This is a genomic window from Sanguibacter sp. TS_SC_8 (genome assembly GCF_055361235.1).
In genome coordinates, this window is record NZ_CM143955.1 from 1,286,902 (window position 1) to 1,307,524 (window position 20,623).

General features: G+C 72.4%; 20 protein-coding genes. 14 read left to right on the forward strand and 6 right to left on the reverse strand.

The window, feature by feature from the left end; all coding sequences use genetic code 11:
* Positions 1-16: 16 nt before the first annotated feature.
* The 12 genes from ACWA15_RS05655 (at position 17) to ACWA15_RS05710 (ending at position 10,750) form a co-directional block, all read left to right on the forward strand.
* Complete coding sequence (locus ACWA15_RS05655; RefSeq protein ID WP_464058461.1) at positions 17-1,603, forward strand: ABC transporter ATP-binding protein; 1,587 nt, start codon at positions 17-19, stop codon at positions 1,601-1,603.
* Positions 1,600-2,868 carry an ABC transporter permease gene (locus ACWA15_RS05660; RefSeq protein ID WP_464058462.1) on the forward strand — a complete coding sequence of 423 codons (1,269 nt, stop codon included), beginning with the start codon at positions 1,600-1,602 and terminating at the stop codon, positions 2,866-2,868. Before ACWA15_RS05655 ends, ACWA15_RS05660 begins: the two co-directional genes overlap by 4 nt.
* Positions 2,865-4,172, forward strand: a complete 1,308-nt coding sequence (locus ACWA15_RS05665; protein ID WP_464058463.1) for an ABC transporter permease — start codon at positions 2,865-2,867, stop codon at positions 4,170-4,172. Before ACWA15_RS05660 ends, ACWA15_RS05665 begins: the two co-directional genes overlap by 4 nt.
* The gene (locus tag ACWA15_RS05670) at positions 4,169-4,588 is read left to right on the forward strand and encodes a cytidine deaminase (protein ID WP_464058464.1); all 420 of its coding nucleotides are present in this window, start codon (positions 4,169-4,171) and stop codon (positions 4,586-4,588) included. The genes ACWA15_RS05665 and ACWA15_RS05670 overlap by 4 nt, the downstream gene beginning before the upstream one ends.
* 37 nt (positions 4,589-4,625) lie before the next feature.
* Positions 4,626-5,948, forward strand: a complete 1,323-nt coding sequence (locus ACWA15_RS05675) for a thymidine phosphorylase (protein WP_464058465.1) — start codon at positions 4,626-4,628, stop codon at positions 5,946-5,948.
* A gap of 85 nt (positions 5,949-6,033) precedes the next feature.
* Positions 6,034-6,450 carry a YidH family protein gene (locus ACWA15_RS05680; RefSeq protein ID WP_464058466.1) on the forward strand — a complete coding sequence of 139 codons (417 nt, stop codon included), beginning with the start codon at positions 6,034-6,036 and terminating at the stop codon, positions 6,448-6,450.
* Positions 6,451-6,461: 11 nt separating this feature from the next.
* Positions 6,462-6,794, forward strand: a complete 333-nt coding sequence (locus ACWA15_RS05685; RefSeq protein ID WP_464058467.1) for a DUF202 domain-containing protein — start codon at positions 6,462-6,464, stop codon at positions 6,792-6,794.
* Between the two features lie 119 nt (positions 6,795-6,913).
* Positions 6,914-7,528, forward strand: a complete 615-nt coding sequence (locus tag ACWA15_RS05690) for a hypothetical protein (protein ID WP_464058468.1) — start codon at positions 6,914-6,916, stop codon at positions 7,526-7,528.
* A 91-nt stretch (positions 7,529-7,619) separates the two neighbouring features.
* On the forward strand, positions 7,620-7,856 hold the full coding sequence (locus ACWA15_RS05695; protein WP_464058469.1) for a hypothetical protein: 237 nt from the start codon (positions 7,620-7,622) through the stop codon (positions 7,854-7,856).
* 38 nt (positions 7,857-7,894) lie between these two features.
* Positions 7,895-8,971, forward strand: a complete 1,077-nt coding sequence (locus ACWA15_RS05700; RefSeq protein ID WP_464058470.1) for an adenosine deaminase — start codon at positions 7,895-7,897, stop codon at positions 8,969-8,971.
* A 124-nt stretch (positions 8,972-9,095) separates the two neighbouring features.
* The gene (gene deoC / locus ACWA15_RS05705) at positions 9,096-9,806 is read left to right on the forward strand and encodes a deoxyribose-phosphate aldolase (RefSeq protein WP_464058471.1); all 711 of its coding nucleotides are present in this window, start codon (positions 9,096-9,098) and stop codon (positions 9,804-9,806) included.
* 65 nt (positions 9,807-9,871) lie between these two features.
* A complete protein-coding gene (locus tag ACWA15_RS05710; protein WP_464058472.1) occupies positions 9,872-10,750 on the forward strand; it encodes a siderophore-interacting protein in 879 nt (292 codons plus the stop codon).
* Here the strand turns inward: ACWA15_RS05710 and ACWA15_RS05715 are convergent.
* Positions 10,733-11,395: a response regulator transcription factor gene (locus tag ACWA15_RS05715; protein ID WP_464058473.1), complete on the reverse strand. Its 663-nt coding sequence runs from the start codon at positions 11,393-11,395 to the stop codon at positions 10,733-10,735. The two genes, ACWA15_RS05710 and ACWA15_RS05715, sit on opposite strands and share 18 nt — an antisense overlap.
* Before the next feature lie 39 nt (positions 11,396-11,434).
* Positions 11,435-12,763 carry a sensor histidine kinase gene (locus tag ACWA15_RS05720; RefSeq protein WP_464058474.1) on the reverse strand — a complete coding sequence of 443 codons (1,329 nt, stop codon included), beginning with the start codon at positions 12,761-12,763 and terminating at the stop codon, positions 11,435-11,437.
* A gap of 186 nt (positions 12,764-12,949) precedes the next feature.
* Here ACWA15_RS05720 and ACWA15_RS05725 point away from each other — a divergent pair, with 186 nt between their 5' ends.
* The gene (locus tag ACWA15_RS05725) at positions 12,950-13,750 is read left to right on the forward strand and encodes a DUF4352 domain-containing protein (RefSeq protein WP_464058475.1); all 801 of its coding nucleotides are present in this window, start codon (positions 12,950-12,952) and stop codon (positions 13,748-13,750) included.
* A 111-nt stretch (positions 13,751-13,861) separates the two neighbouring features.
* On the opposite strand, the gene ACWA15_RS05730 is transcribed toward ACWA15_RS05725, so the two are convergent.
* On the reverse strand, positions 13,862-15,640 hold the full coding sequence (locus tag ACWA15_RS05730) for a phospho-sugar mutase (RefSeq protein WP_464058476.1): 1,779 nt from the start codon (positions 15,638-15,640) through the stop codon (positions 13,862-13,864).
* A gap of 1 nt (position 15,641) precedes the next feature.
* On the reverse strand, positions 15,642-16,517 hold the full coding sequence (locus tag ACWA15_RS05735; RefSeq protein WP_464058477.1) for a purine-nucleoside phosphorylase: 876 nt from the start codon (positions 16,515-16,517) through the stop codon (positions 15,642-15,644).
* 59 nt (positions 16,518-16,576) lie between these two features.
* Between ACWA15_RS05735 and ACWA15_RS05740 the strand changes: the two genes are divergently transcribed.
* Entirely contained in the window at positions 16,577-18,091 is a 1,515-nt protein-coding gene (locus ACWA15_RS05740; RefSeq protein WP_464058478.1) for an NAD(P)H-quinone dehydrogenase, read from the forward strand.
* 4 nt (positions 18,092-18,095) lie between these two features.
* On the opposite strand, the gene ACWA15_RS05745 is transcribed toward ACWA15_RS05740, so the two are convergent.
* On the reverse strand, positions 18,096-18,584 hold the full coding sequence (locus ACWA15_RS05745; protein WP_464058479.1) for a hypothetical protein: 489 nt from the start codon (positions 18,582-18,584) through the stop codon (positions 18,096-18,098).
* Between the two features lie 9 nt (positions 18,585-18,593).
* The gene (locus tag ACWA15_RS05750; protein WP_464058480.1) at positions 18,594-20,591 is read right to left on the reverse strand and encodes an endonuclease/exonuclease/phosphatase family protein; all 1,998 of its coding nucleotides are present in this window, start codon (positions 20,589-20,591) and stop codon (positions 18,594-18,596) included.
* Positions 20,592-20,623 lie beyond the last annotated feature (32 nt).

The following is a 20,623-nucleotide window of genomic DNA, read 5'->3' on the forward strand; positions in this document are numbered from 1 at the left end:
TGAAGGGCTCATCAGGATGAAGCTAGAGCTGCGGGGGATCACGAAGGTCTTCGGCTCGCTGGTCGCGAACGACCACATCGACCTCGTGGTCGAGCCGGGGGAGATCCACGCCCTGCTCGGTGAGAACGGAGCGGGCAAGAGCACGCTCATGAACGTGCTCTACGGCTTCTACGACCCCGACGACGGCGAGATCCTCATCGACGACGTGCCACGGACCTTCGCCGGGCCCGGCGACGCGATGGCCGCCGGGATCGGGATGGTCCACCAGCACTTCATGCTCGTCCCGGTCTTCACCGTGGCCGAGAACGTCATCCTCGGCCACGAGCCGATCAAGGGTGGTCGGCTGATCGACCTCAAGACCGCCCGTGCCCGGGTGCGCGAGATCTCTGACCGGTTCGGCTTCGACATCGACCCCGACGCTCTCATCGAGGACCTGCCGGTCGGGGCGCAGCAGCGCGTCGAGATCGTCAAGGCCCTGTCCCGCGACGCCTCGGTGCTCATCCTCGACGAGCCCACCGCGGTCCTCACGCCCCAGGAGACCGACGAGCTCATCGAGATCATGCGCCAGCTCAAGGCCGCGGGCACCTCGATCGTCTTCATCACCCACAAGCTCCGCGAGGTGCGAGCCGTCGCGGACCGCATCACCGTCATCCGGCGCGGCAAGGTCGTCGGGTCGGCGCTGCCGAGTGCCTCAGAGATGGAGCTCGCCTCCGCCATGGTCGGGCGCAGCGTCTCCCTCGGCGTCGACAAGACTCCCGCGAAGCCCGGCGAAGCCCGGCTCGAGGTCTCCCACCTGTCGGTGCGCAGCCCCTCCGGCACGGTCGTCGTCGACGACGTGAGCTTCGACGTCGCCTCCGGAGAGATCCTCGCGGTCGCCGGCGTCCAGGGCAACGGGCAGACCGAGCTCACCGAGGCGATCCTGGGCATGCAGCCGGGAGTCACCGGGTCGATCCGGCTCGGGAGCACCGAGCTCACGGGACGCAGCGTCCGAGAGGTGCTGCGCGCCGGGGTCGGCTTCGTCCCGGAGGACCGCAGCAAGGATGGGCTGATCAGCAGCTTCTCGATCGAGGAGAACCTCATCCTCGACCTGCATGATCGTGCCCCCTTCGCCCGTGGTGCCTCGATCGACCAGAAGGCCGTCGCTGACAACGCCGCCAAGTACATCGAGCAGTTCGACGTCCGGGCCGGGTCCGGGAAGTCCCTGGCGAGCACGCTCTCGGGCGGCAACCAGCAGAAGGTGGTCCTCGCCCGCGAGATGTCCCGCCCGCTCCAGCTCCTCATCGCCTCTCAACCCACCCGTGGTCTCGACGTCGGGTCCGTCGAGTTCGTGCACAAGCGCATCGTGGCCGAGCGCGACGTCGGCACCGCCGTCATCATCGTCTCGACCGAGCTCGACGAGGTCCTCGGCCTCGCTGACCGGATCGCCGTCATGTACCGCGGGCAGATCGTCGGGATCGTTCCCGGCGGCACCTCCCGCGACGTCCTCGGACTCATGATGGGTGGCCTGCCGCTCGACGCCGCGCAGGCCGAGGCCGCCAAGCACACGACCACTCTCTCCGCCGCGGATGCTGCAGCCGAGACCACCCCGGAGGTCCAACCGTGACTGACTCCCCGTCCACCGACGGTTCGCCCGCTGCAGTCTCGCCCGACCCCGCCCCCGACAACCCCGCGCACGAGGCCACCGAATCCCGGGGACGGACCCTGGTCCGTGAGATCACCGAGAGCAGCTCCCTGCTCGTCTTCCTCGCCATCGTCACGGCTCTGGCGCTCTCCGCCGTCCTGGTGGCCGCGGCGAACGTCGAGGTCCAGCGGACAGCGGGATACATCTTCGCCCGTCCGGGCGACTTCGTCGCCGCCGTCTGGGACGCGGTGTGGGGTGCCTACTCCTCGCTCTTCCGAGGAGCGGTGTTCGACCCGCAGGCCCAGACCACGGCGCGGATGTTCAAACCGATCACCGAGACGCTCACGGCATCGGTCCCGTTGATCTTCGCCGGTCTGGGACTGGGCATCGGCTTCCGTGCCGGTCTCTTCAACATCGGTGCCCAGGGTCAGGTGGTGCTGGGCGCGATCGGTGCGGCCTACATCGGCTTCGCCTTCCAGCTCCCGCCCTACCTGCACGTGCTCGTCGCCGTCATCGGGGGTCTCCTCGCCGGGGCGATCTGGGCCGGCATCGCCGGGTTCCTCAAGGCACGTTTCGGCGCCAACGAGGTGATCGTGACGATCATGCTCAACTCGATCGCCATCTTCCTCATGTCCTACCTCCTCTCCACGACAGCCTTCAAGCGGCCAGGGAGCAACAACCCCATCTCGCCCCGGCTCGAGGACACGGCGATGTTCACCCAGATCCTGGGGTCGAACTTCCGGCTGCACCTCGGGTGGATCCTCGCCCTGCTGGCCGCCTTCGGGACGTGGTGGCTGATGGAGCGCTCGACCTGGGGCTTCAAGTTCCGCGCCGTGGGTGAGAACGCCGACGCCGCCCGGACCGCCGGAATCTCGGTGCCCTCGGTCTACCTGTGGGTCATGCTCATCGCCGGTGGTCTCGCCGGGTTGGGTGGGGTCTCCCAGGTGCTGGGCACCGAAGGAGTGCTCCAGGACGGCGTCGCCGGATCGATCGGCTTCGATGCCATCACGGTCGCCCTGCTGGGACGGTCACGTCCGCTCGGCACGGTGCTCGCCGCGACCCTGTTCGGTGCGCTGCGCGCCGGCTCGGCGCTCATGCAGACGGCCAGCGGGACGCCGATCGACATCGTGCTCGTCGTCCAGGCGCTCATCGTGCTGCTGATCGCCGCTCCGCCGCTCGTCCGCTCGATCTACCGGCTGCCCGACCCAGCGGCGCGTACCACGTTCACCAAGGAGGTCGCAGCATGAGCGTCACCGCAGATGTCTCCACCCCGGGTGGGAAGGACGACCTCCAGTCCTTGTCCAGCGTCGTCCAGCCCCCGGTGTCCCTGCGCGCCCCGATCGGGTACGGCATCGTCGGGCTGATCTCGCTGTGGTTCTTCGGGTTCGGGTCGCCGGCCGGGTCCGAGTCGACCTTCAACCTGGCGAGCAAGTCGGACTTCGTCCAGCTCCCGGCGCTCACCGTCTCGGCCCGCCCGGTCGCCATCGCGCTCTCGCTCTTCGCCCTCGTGCTCGCCGGCCTCGCGACCTACTACGCGACCCGGCACCGCAAGGCCGGGGCCTGGTTGCCGATCCTCTTCGCGATCGCGGTCGTGCTCGCTTTCCTCGTGTGGGCCGCGGCCGGCAAGGACAACGCTCTCCCCGTCCCGCACCTGCTCGCCCAGGGCGTGTACTTCGCCATCCCGCTCGTCTTCGGCTCGATGGCAGGCCTGGTGTGCGAGCGCTCGGGCATCATCAACATCGCGATCGAAGGCCAGCTCCTCGCCGGTGCCTTCATCGCCGCGGTGGTCGCGACGCTCGCCACCAACCCCTACGCCGGGCTCGTGGCGGCCCCGGTGGCCGGGGCGGCCGTCGCCGTCCTGCTCGCCTGGTTCGCGATCACCTTCCGGGTCAACCAGATCATCGTCGGTGTGGTCCTCAACGTGCTCGTCGCCGGCGTGACGAGCTTCCTGTTCTCGACCGTGCTCAAGGACAACGTCTCGACGATGAACAGCCCGCCCCGGCTGCCGGTGATCAACATCCCCGTGCTGTCGGAGATCCCCCTCGTGGGGCCGATGCTCTTCCGCCAGACGGCGCTCGTCTACATCATGTTCGTCGTCGTCGTCGCCCTCCAGGTGATGATCTTCCGCAGCCGGTGGGGTCTGCGGATGCGCTCGGTGGGTGAGCACCCCAAGGCCGCCGACACCGTCGGCATCAAGGTCAACCGCACCCGGTGGCGCAACACCATCCTCGGTGGGGCGATCGCCGGTCTCGGTGGCGCCTCGTTCACCATCGCCCTGGGTCTCGCCTTCGGCAAGGAGATGACCGCAGGCAAGGGCTTCATCGCCCTCGCCGCGATGATCCTGGGCCGGTGGAACCCGCGCGGGGCGATGCTCGCCGCGCTCCTCTTCGGCTTCGCGGAGGCTCTGCGCGGGACCCTGGGGATCGTCGGGTCCTCGATCCCGAGCCAGTTCCTGGCGATGCTGCCCTACCTCGCGACGATCTTCGCCGTCGCCGGCCTCGTGGGCCGTGTGCGGCCGCCGGCCGCAGAAGGGATCCCGTACTCCAAATGACCACCTCCAGCACACCACCGGCCGCGATCGACTGGGCGGCGCTGCGCAGCGCCGCCCAGGAAATCATGACCAAGGCCTACGCCCCCTACTCGAACTTCCCGGTGGGTGCGGCGGCCCTCGTCGACGACGGCCGGGTCGTGACCGGCTGCAACGTCGAGAACGCGGCCTACGGCGTCGTGCTGTGCGCCGAGTGCGGGCTCATCTCCTCCCTCGTGGCCTCCGGCGGAGGCAGACTCGTCGCCTTCACCTGCGTGGACGGTCACGGCACCACCCTCATGCCGTGCGGGCGCTGCCGCCAGCTGCTCTGGGAGCACGGGGGACCCACGCTGCTCGTGGAGACCACCCGCGGCATCCGACCCATGACCGAGGTGCTCCCCGACGCCTTCGGCCCCGACGACCTCAGCTCGCGCGCATGACCTGCGCGCCCCTGAGCCCGACGAAGAGAGACCCACGATGACCTCCGACCTGGCCGCCACCCCCACCCACGAAGCCTTCGACGCCGTCGACGTGATCCGCGTCAAGCGTGACCGCGGCACCCTGAGCGCCGAGCAGATCGACTGGGTGATCGACGCCTACACCCGCGGAGCGGTCGCCGAGGAGCAGATGGCCGCGCTGAACATGGCCATCCTGCTCAACGGGATGGACCGCACCGAGATCGCCCGGTGGACCGCGGCGATGATCGCCTCGGGGGAGCGGATGGACTTCTCCGCCCTGTCCCGGCCGACCTCGGACAAGCACTCGACCGGGGGCGTCGGCGACAAGATCACCCTGCCGCTGGCCCCGCTCGTGGCCGTCTTCGGCGTAGCCGTCCCGCAGCTCTCCGGGCGCGGGCTGGGTCACACCGGAGGCACCCTCGACAAGCTCGAGTCGATCCCCGGCTGGCGCGCCGCGCTGACCAACGACGAGATGATGGCCCAGCTCGAGAACGTCGGAGCGGTCATCTGCCAGGCCGGGTCAGGCCTGGCCCCGGCCGACCGCAAGCTCTACGCGCTGCGTGACGTCACCGGGACGGTCGAGGCGATCCCGCTCATCGCGTCGTCGATCATGAGCAAGAAGATCGCCGAAGGCACCGGGGCGCTCGTGCTCGACGTCAAGGTCGGCTCGGGGGCCTTCATGAAGGACCTCGCCTCCGCCCGCGAGCTCGCCCGCACCATGGTCGACCTCGGGACCGACGCCGGGGTGCGCACGGTCGCGCTCATCACCGACATGTCCACCCCGCTCGGCCTCACCGCCGGCAACGCCCTCGAGGTCCGGGAGTCCGTCGAGGTGCTCTCCGGCGGGGGCCCGCGCGACGTCGTCGACCTCACCGTCGCCCTCGCCGTGGAGATGCTCGCCGGGGCCGGCCGGCCGACCGGGGAGGACGAGGTGCGTGCCGCGCTGGGCGACGGCCGGGCGATGGACGTGTGGCGGGCGATGATCACCGCCCAGGGCGGCGACGCCGGTGCCGTCCTGCCGGTCGCGAAGGAGACCGAGCAGGTCCTGGCCGCCGCCGACGGCGTGCTCACCCGCCTCGACGCCCTCGACGTCGGCATCGCCGCCTGGCGCCTGGGCGCGGGGCGTGCGCGGCGCGAGGACGTGGTCCAGGCCGGTGCCGGCGTGGAGATCCACGCCAAGCCGGGCGACCGCGTGATGGCCGGGCAGCCCATCCTCACCCTGCACACCGACACCCCCGAACGGTTCGCCCGGGCGCTCGAGTCGGCCCGCGCGGGGATCACCGTCGAGGCCAACCCGACGACGGCGCCCACCGGCCAGCTCATCCTGGACCGCCTCGCCTGAGCCGTGGGCAGGCAGGGCCTGGTGGGGCCTGGTGGGGCCTGCTGGGGCCTGGCAGGGCCCGGTGGGCGAAGGATAGGGTGGGCGCGTGGCTAACCTGCGGAAACACGATGGCCCGGCGGCGAGCGGGTCCGGCGAGGACCGGCGGCCCACCGCGGTCTACGGCGTGGGCACCGAGCCCGACGCCCGGTTCTCCCTCGCCAACGAGCGGACCGCCCTGGCGTGGGTGCGCACCGGGCTGGGGCTCGTCGCCGGGGGTGTCGCGCTGACCTCCTTCTCCACCTTCGCCGAGCTGCCCGTGGTGCTGGAGATCGTCGCGGCGATCGCCTGCCTCGCCGGGGCCGTCCTCGCGGTCTACGCGCTGCGGTCCTGGAAGCTGCACGAGATCGCGCTGCGCACCGGCTCGCCGCTGCCGGCCCCGGCGGCGCTCCCGGTGCTCGTCGGGGGGGTGGTCGCGATGGCCCTGCTGCTCACCGGGTACGCGATCGCCTCGATCCTGGGCTGATCGGCCGCGACATGAGCACCCCTGCCCCGCACGGCGCCCAGCCCGAACGTACCGCCCTGGCCTGGCACCGCACGGTCATGGGCACCGTCGTCGGGGCGTTCCTGCTGTCCATGACGGCCATCCGCACCCACGCACCGGTGCTGGCGATCGCCGCGGCGGCGCTGACCGTCTACGTCGCGCTGCGGCTCATGGTCGCCAGCCCGTCCCGGTCGCTCCGGGTGGGCACCCGCACCCAGGTGTGGCCCGGGCTGGTCCGGATCACCTGGTCCGTGGCGTGCCTCGGGGCGCTCGGCGCGCTGACCGCACTGGCCGCGCTGGCCGACGTGGGGTCGCCGTGGCCTTGACACCGGGGACGACACCATGCACGACGCCGCATCCAGGGCGACAGCTCACCGGCATCCTGCATGCCCTGGGCGCCGGGCGCGCTGCGCTGCCTCCGCTGCCACCTGCCGAGACCGGACTGGTGGGAGCCGTGCAGCGCGTCGTCGCGCAGTTCGGGGCCGACCGCCCCGTCCAGGGTGACCCGACGACGTGCGGGTCGGCCGTGCTCGTGGTGGTCGCCGCCGCCGGGGACCGTCGGGTGGCGCGGTGGCTGGCGACCGGCGACGACCGGACCCCGACCGCGCGGTTCGCCGCGCTCCAGCAGACCGTCAAGGTGGCGAGCAACCGGGGTGCGCTGCTGGGCCTGCCCTGGCCGAGCGGGCTCGGCACGCCGCCGTGGGGTGCGGCGCGGGTCGCGCGATTCGGGACCGTCCGGTACACCCACCGCATCCTTGTCGACACCGACCCGGGCCAGTCCGGTCCGCTGCTCGACCGCGCCGTCGCCGCGGCTCGCGGCGGTTTCCCGGTGCCGCTCTACACCGGGGGGGACACCCGTGGCGGGCTCGACGCGGCCGTGCCGCGCCACGTCGTCCTGCTCACCAGCCCGGACGGGGAGGCACTCGAGATCTATGAGCCCTCGTCCGGACGGATGCTGCCCATCACCGGCGACGAGCTCGCCCGCGGCGGGACCCGCCGACCGGCCTACGGGAACTGGTCGCACGTGTCCTGGGTGCTGCTGCCCGTCGTCCCGGACTGATCCACGGGCGCGGTGGCGGGGGAGCCACGAGAAGGTGAGCATGGGAGGGAGGTGACGGCGAGCCACCCCGACCCACCGATGGAGGACGACGATGAGCACCCTGCCCGGCGAGGACGCGCTGCGCGACGCTGGCCTGACCCAGCCCGACGGTGAGGACGTGGTCAACCTCGCCGAGGAGGTGACGACGGGCGCACCCGACCTCGGGGAGGACCTCGAGGAGTACCGCCCTGGCACCCCGCGCCCCGACCTCGACGACACGGCCGACGAGGCCGACGTCGTCGAGCAGGCCTGGAAGGTTCCCGCCGATGAGGAGGAGTCTCAGCCCTGACCGCCCCGTCGCGAGCGAGGCGGCGGTACCGTTGGACCATGACTTCTGACCTGCTCATCTCTGCCCTGCCCAAGGTCGTCCTGCACGACCACCTCGACGGCGGGCTGCGCCCGCAGACCATCATCGACCTCGCGGCCGCGGCCGGCCACACGCTGCCCACGACCGACGCCGAAGAGCTCCGCGCGTGGTTCGTCGCGGCTGCCGACTCCGGGTCTCTCGTGCGCTACCTGGAGACCTTCGACCACACGATCGCCGTCATGCAGACCCGCGAGGGCCTGAGCCGGGTCGCCCGCGAGTCCGTGCTCGACCTCGCCGCCGACGGCGTCGTCTACGCCGAGCAGCGCTGGGCGCCCGAGCAGCACCTCACCCAGGGTCTGACGCTCCAGGACACCGTCGACGCCGTGCAGGCCGGGTTCGACGAGGGCGTGGTGCTGGCCGCCGAGCAGGGACGCACCATCCGGGTGGGCCAGCTGGTCACCGCCATGCGGCACGCCGACCGCTGGGAGGAGATCGCCGAGCTGGCCCTGACCAACCGGGACCGCGGGGTCGTCGGCTTCGACATCGCCGGCGCCGAGGACGGGTTCCTGCCCTCCCGCTTCCCCGCCGTGTGGCGCACCCTCAACGACGCGTCCTTCCCGGTGACCATCCACGCCGGGGAGGCAGCCGGAGTCGAGTCGATCGCCGAGGCCGTGCACCTGGGCCAGGCCAGCCGGATCGGGCACGGCGTGCGCATCGTCGAGGACATCACGGGCCTCGACACCGACGCACCCACGCTCGGCCGGATCGCCAGCTGGGTGCGGGACAACCAGATCCCGCTCGAGCTGTGCCCCTCGTCCAACCTGCAGACCGGGGTGGCGTCCTCGATCGCCGCGCACCCGATCTCCCGGCTGCGCGACCTCGACTTCGCGGTGACCATCAACACCGACAACCGGCTCATGTCCGGGACGACCATGACCCGGGAGATGACGCTCCTCGTCGAGGAGGCCGGCTGGTCGCTCGACGACCTGCGTGACGCGACGCTCGCGGCCGCCTGGAGCGCCTTCATCCACCACGACGAGCGGCACGCCCTCGGCGAGCTGATCCTCGCCGGCTACGCCGACGCCGCGCAGGGCTGACCAGCCCGGGGCCGACCCGAGCTGGCTGCGCACGACCGACCGAGCACCACCGAGCACGACCGCCGCGGGGGTGGCCCACCCATCACCGCCCCCGCGGCACCACCCACCGAAGACGGAGAGCACCATGAGCCACACCCACCTCACCCCCGCCGAGCTTGCTGAGCGCGTCGACCACACCCTGCTCAAGCCCGAGGCCACCCCTGCCGACGTCGCCGCCCTGGCCGAGGAGGCCGCCGAGCTCGGCGCGTACTCGATCTGCGTCTCCCCGTCCATGCTGCCCATCGCGCTGCCCGCCGGGAGCACCCTGAAGATCGCCACGGTGTGCGGCTTCCCCTCCGGCAAGCACCACAGCCAGATCAAGGCCGCCGAGGCCGCGCACTCGGTGTCCGACGGCGCCCACGAGGTGGACATGGTCATCAACCTCGGCGCCGTCAAGGCGGGGGAGTGGGAGGACGTCCAGGCGGACATCGCCGCCGTACGCACCGCGGCCCCGCACCCGACCGTGCTCAAGGTCATCATCGAGTCCGCGGCCCTCACCGACGACGAGATCGTCGCCGCCTGCCGGGCGAGCGAGGCCGCCGGGGCGGACTTCGTCAAGACGTCGACCGGGTTCCACCCGGCCGGTGGGGCGAGCGTGCACGCGGTCGAGCTCATGGCCGCCACGGTCGGTGGCCGGCTCGGTGTCAAGGCCAGCGGCGGGGTCCGCACTGCCGCCGACGCCCTCGCGATGGTCGCCGCGGGTGCCACGCGGCTCGGGCTGTCCGGGACCGCAGCCGTGCTCGCCGGCCTCGAGGGAGCGTCCGCCGCGCAGGACTCTCCGGCGGACGGCTACTGACCCCTGGTCCACCTCCGTCGCGGCACGGGTTAGGGTTGCCTTAGTCCCACGCCACGGAGGTCGTCTTGCCCACCCAGCCCAGCCCGCTCACCCAGCCCAGCCCGCCCAGCCCGTCAGCCGCACCCATCGAGCCTCGCCGGGTGCGGACCGTCACGCACACCCGTGTCGTGCGCACCGAGCAGGTCACCCCGCACATGGTCCGGGTCGTGCTGGGCGGGGAGGCGCTGAGAGTTCTCGACCCCACCGAGTTCACCGACCGGTACGTCAAGCTCCAGTTCCCACCCGAGGTCGAGGGGCAGCGTGAACGTCTGCGCACCTACACGATCCGGTCCTTCGACGCCGCCGCGGGGGAGCTGGCCATCGACTTCGTCCTGCACGGCGACGACGGCCTCGCCGGGCCGTGGGCCGCGACAGCGCAGCCGGGGGACCCGATGAGCTTCGTCGGACCGGGTGGCGCCTACGCGCCGTCGGCCACGGCGGACTGGCACCTGTTCATCGGTGACGAGAGCGCGCTACCGGCGATCGCCGCGGCCCTGGAGGTGCTGCCCGCCCGCGCGCGGGCGAAGGTCTTCTGCGAGGTGGGCGACGCCGGCGACGAGCAGGAACTCACCTCGTCGGCGCAGGGCTGCGACGGCGAGCTCGTCACGTGGGTCCACCGCACCTCAGGCGGCAGCACGCTCGTCGACGTGGTGACCGGGTGGGCCTTCCCGGACGGGACGCCCGAGGTGTTCCTGCACGGGGACGCCGGGTTCGTCAAGGACCTCCGCCGGCACCTGCGCGGTGACCGAGGGGTTCCCGTGAGCGCGTTGTCGGCGTCGGGATACTGGCGCCGGGGTCGTACCGAGGAGGGCTGGCGCAGCGACAAGACGGACTGGAAGGCCGCCGTCGACTCCGACGAGGCTCAGCTGGCTGCCGCGTCTCCCGCCTCAGGCGAGCAGGCCTGAGCGCTCCACGAGGATCGCGAGCTGGATCCGCCCTGAGACGGCCAGCTTCGTCTGGGCGCTCGACAGGTGGGTCTTGACGGTCGCCGCGCTGAGGAAGCTCGCCGCGGCGATCTCGTCGTTGGTCTGCCCCGCGTGCACGCCGCAGACCATCTGCAGCTCCCGCTCGGTGAGCACCTCCAGCCGGCGGCGCGCGGCGGCGCGCTGGCCTGCGTGGGTGTCGCCGGTGACGTGGTCGATGACATACCGGGTGACCCGTGGTGAGAGGGCGCCGTCGCCCGAGGCGACCGCGTGCACGGCCGCGATGATCTCGTGCGGGGTGGAGTCCTTGAGCAGGTAGCCGTGCGCCCCCGCCTCGAGGGCCCGCACGATGTTCTCGTCGGCGTCGAAGCTCGTCACGACGACCACCCGCGGGGGAGCGGGCAGGGACGCGAGCGCCGCGGTCGCCTCGACGCCGCCCACGCGGCGCATCCGCAGGTCCATGAGCACGACGTCAGGGTGGTGGGCCTGGACCGCGGTGACCACCTCGTCGCCGTCGCCCGCCGTCCCGACGATCGTGATGACCGGGTCGGTTCCCAGGATCGCCTCGAAAGCCCTCAGCACCATGGGGTCGTCGTCTACCAGCAGCACGCGGATCACGAGAGTCATGGTAGGCCTTCATCTGCGTCCGGGCTGGTCAGGTCTGGTTCAGCCCGGCCCTGCGACCGGCTGCCAGGGCAGCCACACGTCGACGACGAACCGCCCCTCGTGCGGGCCGATCCAGGCGCGTCCGCCCAGCAGCCGGGTCCGCTCGTGGATCCCGGCGAGACCGGCACCGGACCCCGGGATGGCCGGACCCGAGCCGTGCGGCAGCGGGTTGGAGACGAGGATCCGGACCCCGGCCGCCGCGCTCGCGGTGAGGTCCACGTCGATCGGGGCACTGGGCGCGTGCTTGTGGATGTTGGTCAGCGCCTCCTGGACGATGCGGTAGGCGGCATGCGTGAGCGGCGAGCTCGCCGCGGCCGAGTCGTTGATCATGACCGTGGCGACCATCTGGCTGCCGGCGGTGCGAGACGCCGTGAGCAGCTCCGACAGGTCCTCCAGGGTCACCGTCGCCGGGGCGCCGGGACCGTCGACGCGCCGGGACGCCGGGTCGCGCAGCACCCCGATCAGCCCGCGCAGGTCCTCGAGCGACCGGTGCGCGTTCGCCTGCACCTCGTGGGCGAAGACCTGGAGCTCGGGGTGCTCGCGTGCGGCCATCTCCAGGGCGCCGGAGTGCAGGGAGACGAGGGAGAGGCGGTGCGCCAGGGTGTCGTGGACCTCCCTGGCGATGAGGTCACGCTCCTCCTGGCGGGTGAGCTCGGAGCGCAGGTCGGCGGTCGTCTGCGCGCTGCGCGAGGACTGCTCCCGCAGGTCGCCGAGGTTCGTCGAGGTCCGCCGGAACAGCCCGACGCCGACCGCGAAGGCGATCGCGACGATCGCGACGATCGCGTAGAACCACCAGGGCAGCGGCTGGGCCGACTCGACCGGCGTCTTCGGGGAGAAGAGCTGGAACGGCGCCGGGCGGAGGAAGTCGCGGGTGACCGCCACGACCGTGACGACAGAGACCGCCGCGGTCGCGGTGATCGCGTTCCGGCGGGATCGGGTCGCCACGACGCAGGACAGCCCGACGAGTGCGGCGACCGAGTCGGCCGGGAAGACCAGCGCGAAGACGGAGGCGACGACGGTGACCGCGACCGGGTAGCGGTGGCGGACGATGAGCATCGCCGAGACCCCGACGGCGACGAAGAACCCCGCCGTGGTCCACACCGCGGCGACGCCGGCGGTCCCGTGGGCGTTCGACGCGAAGGCCAGCGCGGCCAACGAGCTGAACAGGCTCAGGGTGACCAGGGCGATCGTGGCGGCCACGGGTGAGGCGCGGCGCGCCCCGGCAGCCCAGCGTCCCGAGGGTCCGGGCTGGTGGGCGGGTGCACGGGTGAGGTCATGGGCGGGGGCGTGGGTGGGGGCATAGGCGGGGTAGGGCGGTGGTCGGGACACAGCGTCAGCGTAGGGGCAGCCACCGACGCCGGCGTCCCCCGACCGGGTGGACCCTCCCCGCCCCGGGTCCCCCGATCGGGTAGCAGGTGCGCCCCGTCCGGGCGATGCGCTCGAGCGGCCGTCTGCGATGAGGTGTGGATGTTGCTCCACGACCCGAGTCCCACCACGTCAGAACGAGGTTTTCCGATGGCACGATCACGAGGCACCGACCCGTCCCAGCAGGTTCAGGCCCAGCACTCTCAGGCCGAGCACACGCAGGCCCAGCAGGCCTACGAGCAGGCCCAGCTGCGTCTCGCCCACCAGCAGGTGCAGAACGGCCTTCCCCAGCACCCCGGCCAGTCGCAGCTTCCACCGTTCGCACCCCAAGCCCCCACGCCGAAGAAGAACTTCTTCGTCCGGCACAAGATCCTCACGGCCCTGCTCGTGATCGTCGGCCTCGTCATCGTCTCGCAGATGGCCTCGGGCGGGGACACGCCCGCCACGACCCCCGGGGCGGGCGCCGCCTCCACTGCGCCCGTGGCTCCTGCTGAGGACGTCCCGGCGGCTCCGGCCGACGTGGCCCCGGCCGCTCCGGCCGACGTCGCCCCGGCGGCTCCGGGCATTGGGTCGATGGTCGCCGACGGGAAGTTCGAGTTCACGGTGACCAGCCTGGAGCCGGGGGGCACCCACATCGGTGACGCGACCTTCGGCGTGGACGCGCAGGGACAGTTCCTCCTCGTGCACGTCACGGTGACGAACGCGGGCGATCAGGCGCAGTACTTCGACTCGAGCTCGCAGAAGCTCCTCGACGCCCAGGGCCGCACGCACTCGGCCGACGCGACCGCAGCCATCTACCTGCCCGACTCCAACAGCTTCCTCACGAGCATCAACCCCGGGAACACGGTCGAGGGGATCGTCGTCTTCGACATCCCGGCCGACGCGACCCCGGCCTCCCTCGAGCTGCACGACTCGCCCTTCTCCGGCGGAGTCACCGTCGCGCTCAGCTGACTCTCACCTGACCTGACTCTCACCCGACCGCAGGCGACCACCAGGCGCCCTGTGCACGCAGCAGCGCCCCGCTCCTGATCCTCAGGTGCGGGGCGCCGCCGATCAGGGGCGCTACAGGCCCAGCGCCGCCGACATGTCGGCGATGATCGCGTTGAGGCGCGTGCGCGCCGCGTGCCGGACGGCCGAGACCTCGTCGTGGGTGGCGGTCTCACTGACCGGGAGGATCACCTCGAGGTAGCACTTGACCTTGGGCTCGGTCCCGCTGGGCCGGACGATCACCCTGCTGCCGTCCTCGGTGAGCAGGCGGAGGCCGTCGGTGGGCGGCAGGCCGCCCACGCCGTCGGACAGGTCCACGAGCTCCACGACGGGTGAGCCGCCCAGCAGCGCGGGTGGTGCGTTCCGCAGCCGCTGCATCGTCACCGGGATCTGGGCCACGTCCGTGTACCGGGCTGCGAGCTGGTCGGTCAGGTGCAGGTCGTGCGCGCGGGCCAGGTCGTCCAGGGCGTCGAGGAGTGTCCTGCCCTCGGCCTTGAGCCGGTCGGCGAGCCCGACGATCCGCAGGGCGGCCGAGATGCCGTCCTTGTCCCGCACCTGCCCCGGGTCGACGCAGTACCCCAACGCCTCCTCGTAGCCGTAGACGAGGCCCTCGACCCGGGAGATCCACTTGAAGCCGGTGAGCGTCTCGGCGTGGGCCAGTCCGTGCGCGGCGGCGATCCGCGCGAGCAGCCGGGAGGACACGATCGAGTTCGCGAGCGTCCCGCCGTCGCCGGCGTGCTCGGTGGCCACGAGCTCACCGAGCAGCGCACCCACCTCGTCACCGTGCAGCATCCGCCAGCCCTCGGAGATGGCCGTCTCCGGGCCTGTGTTGGGCTGACGCTCGAGCACGGAACGGATGTCCTTGACCGCGACCGCGCACCGGTCCGCGTCCGGGTCGTTCGCGACGACCAGGTCGGCCTCGACCGTCTGGGCGTAGGCCAGGGCCAGGTCGATCGCCCCGGGCTCCTCCGGGTTGGGGAAGTCGACGGTGGGGAAGTCCGGGTCCGGGGCGGACTGCTCGGGCACCATGAGCACCTCCGGGTAGCCGGCGGTCCGCAGCACCTGCTCCAGGACCGCACCTCCCACCCCGTGCAGCGGGGTGGCGACGATGCTCAACCGGTGCGGGGCACCGGCGTCGGCCAGGGAACCGACAGAGGCGAGGTAGTCGGCGAGCAGTCCCGGCCCGGCGACACGCCAGCCCTCGCTCGCCCGGGGGACGGCGACGGCGCCCGGCGCGGCGGCGATGTGCGCGGCGATGGCGGCGTCGTAGGGCGGAACGATCTGCGCGCCCTGTCCCGACCCGCCGACGACCCTGCCACCGAGATATACCTTGTAGCCGTTGTCGGCCGGGGGGTTGTGGCTCGCGGTGACCATGACGCCGGCGTCGGCATCGAGATGGCGCACGGCGAAGGCGAGGACCGGGGTGGGCAGCGCGTGGTCGAGGATCACCACGTCGAGCCCGGCCGCGACGAACACGGCCGCGCTGTCCAGGGCGAAGGTCTGGGAGTTGTGCCGGGCGTCGTACCCGACGGCGACGCGCGGGGGGTGCTCGATGCCGGGCAGTGCCTCCAGCAGGAACGCGGCCAGGCCGGCCGCCGCGCGGATGACCACCGCACGGTTCATCCGGTTGGGCCCGCCGGCCATCCGTCCGCGCAGGCCCGCGGTACCGAACTGGAGCGGACCGGAGAACCGGTCGGCCAGGTCGGCGCGGAGCTCGTCGTGACGGGAGTCCTCGGTCGTGTCCTGGGCGGTCAGCAGCAGCTTGGTGAGCTCGTTGCGGGTGTAGGGATCGGGGTCGTCGGCGATCCACGCCTCGATGTCGGCCGTGAGCCGGGTCAGTCCGGGGATGCTCATGTCACACCTTCTCCACGATCGCGGCGAGCAGCGCGGAGATGCGCGGCCCGGCGGCCTGCCCTGCTTCGATGACCTCGGAATGGGAGAGCGGAACCGGTGAGATCCCGGCGGCGAGGTTCGTCACCAGGGAGATCCCCAGCACCTCCATGCCCGCCTGGCGAGCCGCGATGGCCTCCAGGGTGGTGGACATCCCCACGAGGTCACCGCCCATCACCCCGGCCATCCGCACCTCGGCCGGCGTCTCGTAGTGCGGGCCGCGGAACTGGACGTAGACGCCCTCTGGCAGCGCGGCGTCGACCTCGCGGGCGAGCCCGCGCAGCCGCGCGGAGTACAGGTCGGTGAGGTCGACGAAGGTCGCGCCCTCGAGCGGGGAGGTCGCCGTGAGGTTGATGTGGTCGCTGATGAGAACCGGGGTCCCGGGCAACCAGTCGACGTTGAGCCCGCCGCAGCCGTTGGTGAGGATGACGGTCCGGGCTCCCGCGGCGGCCGCGGTCCGGATCCCGTGCACGACGGCGCGCACCCCCTTGCCCTCGTAGAGGTGCGTGCGCGAGCCGAGGACCAGCGCATACTTGCCGGTCGCGGCGATGCGGATCGAGCGCAGCGTTCCCACGTGCCCCTCGACGGCCGGCTTGGAGAAGCCGGGGACCTCGTCGCTGGGGATCTCTGCGACCGTCTCCCCGAGCAGGTCGGCCGCGCCGCCCCAGCCGGACCCGAGCACGAGGGCCACGTCGTGGGAGGCGACGCCGGTCGCCCGGGCGATGTGCGCCGCGGCGTCGCGGGCGAGATCGAAGGGATCGACGTCGCCAGAGGGGGCGTGCGCCGTGGCCGGGATGGTGGCCGGGGTGGTGGCCGGGCTCGGGACCGAGGGAGTTGTCATGCCTCCGAGGTTATCCGTGTTGGGCGGCCGAGACGAGTTCGCGCGCTGGTCAGCGCCGGATGGCCGGAGGAGGAGTTGCTGGGATACTGAGGCACGTGACTCAGACGCCTCCCCCCGCCCCCGGTTCCGCTCCCGACTCCGCCTCGTCCGACCTGCAGGCGACCCGCATCGTCATCCTCGGTGGTGGCCCAGGGGGCTACGAGGCCGCGCTCGTGGCCCGGCGCCTCGGCGCTGACGTCACGATCGTCGAACGGCTGGGCATGGGCGGCGCGGCCGTCCTCACCGACGTCGTCCCGTCCAAGACGCTCATCGCGACCGCCGAGTGGATGACGGTCGCCGAGACCGGCGCGGAGCTGGGGATCCGGGTCGCCGGTGCGCCCGCCGGTGCGCCGCCGCGCCTCGACGTCGACCTCGCCGCCGTCAACACCCGGGTCATGGCGCTCGCGGGCGCGCAGTCAGCGGACATCCGGGCCAGGCTGGAACGGGAGAAGATCCGGATCGTGCTCGGCACGGGGCGGCTGGACGGTCCGTCCCGCGTGATCGTGGACAGCCCGGACGGCGGCGGCGGGCCGCTCGTCCTGGACGCGGACGTCATCCTCGTCTCGACCGGCGCGACCCCGCGGATCCTGGACACGGCCGTGCCCGACGGCGAGCGCATCTTCACCTGGACCCAGATCTACAACCTCACCGAGCTGCCGCAGAAGCTCATCGTCGTGGGCTCGGGGGTCACCGGTGCGGAGTTCGCCGGTGCCTATAACGCCCTGGGCTGCGAGGTCGTGCTCATCTCGAGCCGCGACCGGGTGCTGCCGGGGGAGGACGCCGACGCCGCGAACCTCATCGAAGAGGTCTTCCGGGCTCGGGGGATGACCGTGCACTCGCGCTCGCGCGCAGAGTCCGCCCGGGTGGTCGGGGAGGGCGCGGACGCGCGGGTCGAGGTCACTCTCACCGACGGGTCCGTGGTCGAGGGGTCCCACCTGCTCATGGCCGTCGGGTCCGTCCCGAGCACAGCCGGGATCGGCCTGGAGGAGGCCGGGGTGCGGCTGACGGCGTCGGGCCACATCGAGGTGGACAAGGTCTCCCGCACGAGCGCGCGCGGGGTCTACGCAGCCGGGGACTGCACGGGGGTGTTCCCGCTCGCGAGCGTGGCGGCCATGCAGGGGCGGGTCGCGATGTCCCACGCCCTGGGTGACGCGGTCACCCCGATCAAGCTGCGCACGGTCGCGGCGAACATCTTCACCGCCCCCGAGATCGCGACGGTGGGGTACTCCGAGAGCAAGCTCGTCGAGCAGGGCTCGAGGTACATCACGACGATCCTGCCGCTGAACCGCAACCCCCGCGCGAAGATGCTCGGCATCCGCGACGGCTTCATCAAGCTGTTCTCCCACCCCGACGCCGGCGTCGTCCTCGGCGGGGTCGTCGTGGCGCCGCGGGCGAGCGAGCTGATCTTCCCGATCACCCTCGCCGTCGTGCACCGGCTCACGGCCGACGACGTCGCCGAGGCGTTCACGGTCTACCCGTCCCTGTCCGGCTCGATCGGTGAGGTCGCCCGGATGAGCCACCACCGCACCGAATAACCCGCTAGCGGAGGGTGACCTGGCCGACGGCGAGGGTCACGTGGGCGGTCGCGTCGCGCAGGGCGAAGTCCGTGAGGGTGACGCCGGTCGCCTTGGCGGCGACGGCGTCCTGCAGGCGCACGGCCAGGACCGGCTCGCTCTCGCCCTTGCGGATCTCCACGAGCCCCTCAGGCAGCCCGCGCCGCCGCAGCGCGGACGCCATCGGGCCGGTGAGGTGGTTGAGCAGCTTGTGCGCGGGCAGCGTCCGTGCCTGCGCGGTGACCTCGAAGGTCGCCACGCCCAGGTCGTAGCCGGAGAAGGTGGCGGTCACCGCGACGGTGCCGATGGCCGCCGCAGCCACCCGCAGCGGGAAGGGGGCGTCCTGGATCACCCGCAGGTCGATGTCGAGCAGCAGCGAGGCGCCCTCGGCGGTCACCGAGCGGATGACCGGGGGGAGAGGCTCCGTGGCGACGGCGAGCGCGACGGCCTCGCTCACGGGAAGGACGATCTGCATGATGGCTCCTCAGGGGATGGGTAGGGTCACGGTGGTCACGAGCGGGCGGTGGTCGGACTCCTGGGTGTCCAGGACGGCGAAGTCGGTGAACGTCACGTCGCTCCCGAAGATCCAGTCGATGCGTTGCGTGGGTGCGGAGCTGGGGTAGGTCAGCTCTGCCGGGTTGCCGGCGGCGTCCTGGGCGCTGACGAGGCCGGCGGCGGCGAGCATGTGCGGTTCGGGCCAGTCGGGCTCGGCGTTGAGGTCGCCGGCGAGCAGGTAGGCCCCGGCCACCGGTTGGGCCTCGAGCAGCTCGCTCAGCTGGACGATGCGGGTCGGGGTGTTGTCGGCGAGGTGCTGCAGGTGCACGGAGGTGATCCGCACGGGCGCGCCGTCGATCAGGGTACCCGAGATGGCCGAGCGGGCCTGCGGGCCCTGACCGAAGGGCAGCGCCGTGCGCTCGACGTCGCCGAGCTCGCCGAGATAGGACTTCCACAGGATGATGTTGCCGAGCTGGCGGTCCGCGGCCGCCACGAAGACGAACTCCATCTCGAGCTCCTGGGACAGGAAGGTGGCCATGTCCGTGCCGCCGCCCATGATCCAGCCGCGGGAGACCTCCTGGAGGGTGACCACCTCGGCCCCGGACTCCCCGATCACCGCGGCCATGTCCGCCAGGTCGACCGACGGCTCCGCGCTCACCCCGTAGTGCAGGTTCCAGCTGAGGAGACGGAACGAGCCCGGGGCGCGGTCGACGACGCCGGGGGACCCGAGGGGCACGACCATCATCATGCCGACGACACCGAGGGCGCAGGTGGCCAGGAGTGCCGGTGCCTGGACGTGCAGCGCCAACGGGGTGGCGGTGAGGACGACCTCGCCGTCGAAGATCCGCGCCCGGATCCGGGCGCGGACGGACATGCCGGAGATCAGGGCCGCCACGGCGACCGGGACCAGCGTGTTCGGCAACGGCAGCGGTGCCGCGTAGTGGAGCAGGTAGACGAGCAGCGGGAGGATGAGTCCCAGGCCGGCGCAGGCCGCCGCCCCGGCCAGGCGCGACGGGCGCTGACGGTGGGTGGGCCGGGTGAGCGCCTGGGCGAGTGCGATCGTCGTCGACCCGGTGAGCAGCACGAACGCAGCTGCGGCGAGGACCGACCTGCCCGGGTCGGGGTCCTGTGGCCAGTCGGAGGTGCGGAAGACGAGCGCCCCGGCGCCCACCGCGACCACGACGACGATCCCGTCGGTCCAGGCCGGCAACCGGGCAGGGTCGGGTGCCGGCAGGGCGAGCAGGGACGCCGTGCCCAGCGCAGCCACCACCACCACCGCACCCGCCAGCCACAGCGGCACCCCCGCCTGGGAGGAGATGAAGGCGGGGTTGGCGAACGTCATGACGGCCAGCCCGAGGTAGGGACCGAGCAGCCACAGGCCGCGGACCGCGGGGGCGGCGGGAAGCGACCGCAGCCGCCAGGCCAGGGCGAGGGCGGCGACGGTGAGCGCGAGGGCGACCAGCCAGCCCACCGCGTCCGGGCGCCACACCGCGTCCCAGGTGCGCAGCGCGAGGTTGATCGTCGCAGAGACGGCCAGACCGCCCCCGACACCGGCCGCCACCGCGCGCCCCGACACCCGCGCGACGGTCGCGGCGACCACGACCACGGCCGCGACCGACAGCGCGACCGTGGCCAGGGCGACGCCGTAGCGCACCGACCCGGTCAGGGCCTGGGTGCCCAGCCGCCCGGCCGCGAGCGCGGCGACGGTGAGCAGGACCACCCGGCCGTCGATCGGGCGCCGCGCGCTCACCGCCAGCGTGAAGAGCCCGGCCGCGGCGTAGGTGCCCACAGCGGTGACGGCGGCGGTGAGCACCCCGGTGGTGAACGCCGCGTCGATCAGCGGACCGCTCATCCGGACGAGCTCGGCGGAGATCGTCGTGACGACGACGAGCAGCGCGACGAGCGTGCGCGGGGACTGCGCCAGGGGCTGCGCCGTGAGCGGCGCTGGGGCGCTCCCGGGGCTCTGCGCGGGGCTGTGCGCGGTCATACTACGACGCTACTCGCTCACGGGCGCGGGGC

Coding starts and splice junctions, on each gene's coding strand:
- ACWA15_RS05695 (WP_464058469.1), top strand. CDS start 7,620: ATGAGCACCCTGCCCGGCGAGGACGCGCTGCGCGACGCTGGCCTGACC.
- ACWA15_RS05685 (WP_464058467.1), top strand. CDS start 6,462: ATGAGCACCCCTGCCCCGCACGGCGCCCAGCCCGAACGTACCGCCCTG.
- ACWA15_RS05700 (WP_464058470.1), top strand. CDS start 7,895: ATGACTTCTGACCTGCTCATCTCTGCCCTGCCCAAGGTCGTCCTGCAC.
- ACWA15_RS05715 (WP_464058473.1), bottom strand. CDS start 11,395: ATGACTCTCGTGATCCGCGTGCTGCTGGTAGACGACGACCCCATGGTG.
- ACWA15_RS05750 (WP_464058480.1), bottom strand. CDS start 20,591: ATGACCGCGCACAGCCCCGCGCAGAGCCCCGGGAGCGCCCCAGCGCCG.
- ACWA15_RS05665 (WP_464058463.1), top strand. CDS start 2,865: ATGAGCGTCACCGCAGATGTCTCCACCCCGGGTGGGAAGGACGACCTC.
- deoC (WP_464058471.1), top strand. CDS start 9,096: ATGAGCCACACCCACCTCACCCCCGCCGAGCTTGCTGAGCGCGTCGAC.
- ACWA15_RS05735 (WP_464058477.1), bottom strand. CDS start 16,517: ATGACAACTCCCTCGGTCCCGAGCCCGGCCACCACCCCGGCCACCATC.
- ACWA15_RS05725 (WP_464058475.1), top strand. CDS start 12,950: ATGGCACGATCACGAGGCACCGACCCGTCCCAGCAGGTTCAGGCCCAG.
- ACWA15_RS05675 (WP_464058465.1), top strand. CDS start 4,626: ATGACCTCCGACCTGGCCGCCACCCCCACCCACGAAGCCTTCGACGCC.
- ACWA15_RS05730 (WP_464058476.1), bottom strand. CDS start 15,640: ATGAGCATCCCCGGACTGACCCGGCTCACGGCCGACATCGAGGCGTGG.
- ACWA15_RS05670 (WP_464058464.1), top strand. CDS start 4,169: ATGACCACCTCCAGCACACCACCGGCCGCGATCGACTGGGCGGCGCTG.
- ACWA15_RS05745 (WP_464058479.1), bottom strand. CDS start 18,584: ATGCAGATCGTCCTTCCCGTGAGCGAGGCCGTCGCGCTCGCCGTCGCC.
- ACWA15_RS05740 (WP_464058478.1), top strand. CDS start 16,577: ATGGCCGGAGGAGGAGTTGCTGGGATACTGAGGCACGTGACTCAGACG.
- ACWA15_RS05655 (WP_464058461.1), top strand. CDS start 17: ATGAAGCTAGAGCTGCGGGGGATCACGAAGGTCTTCGGCTCGCTGGTC.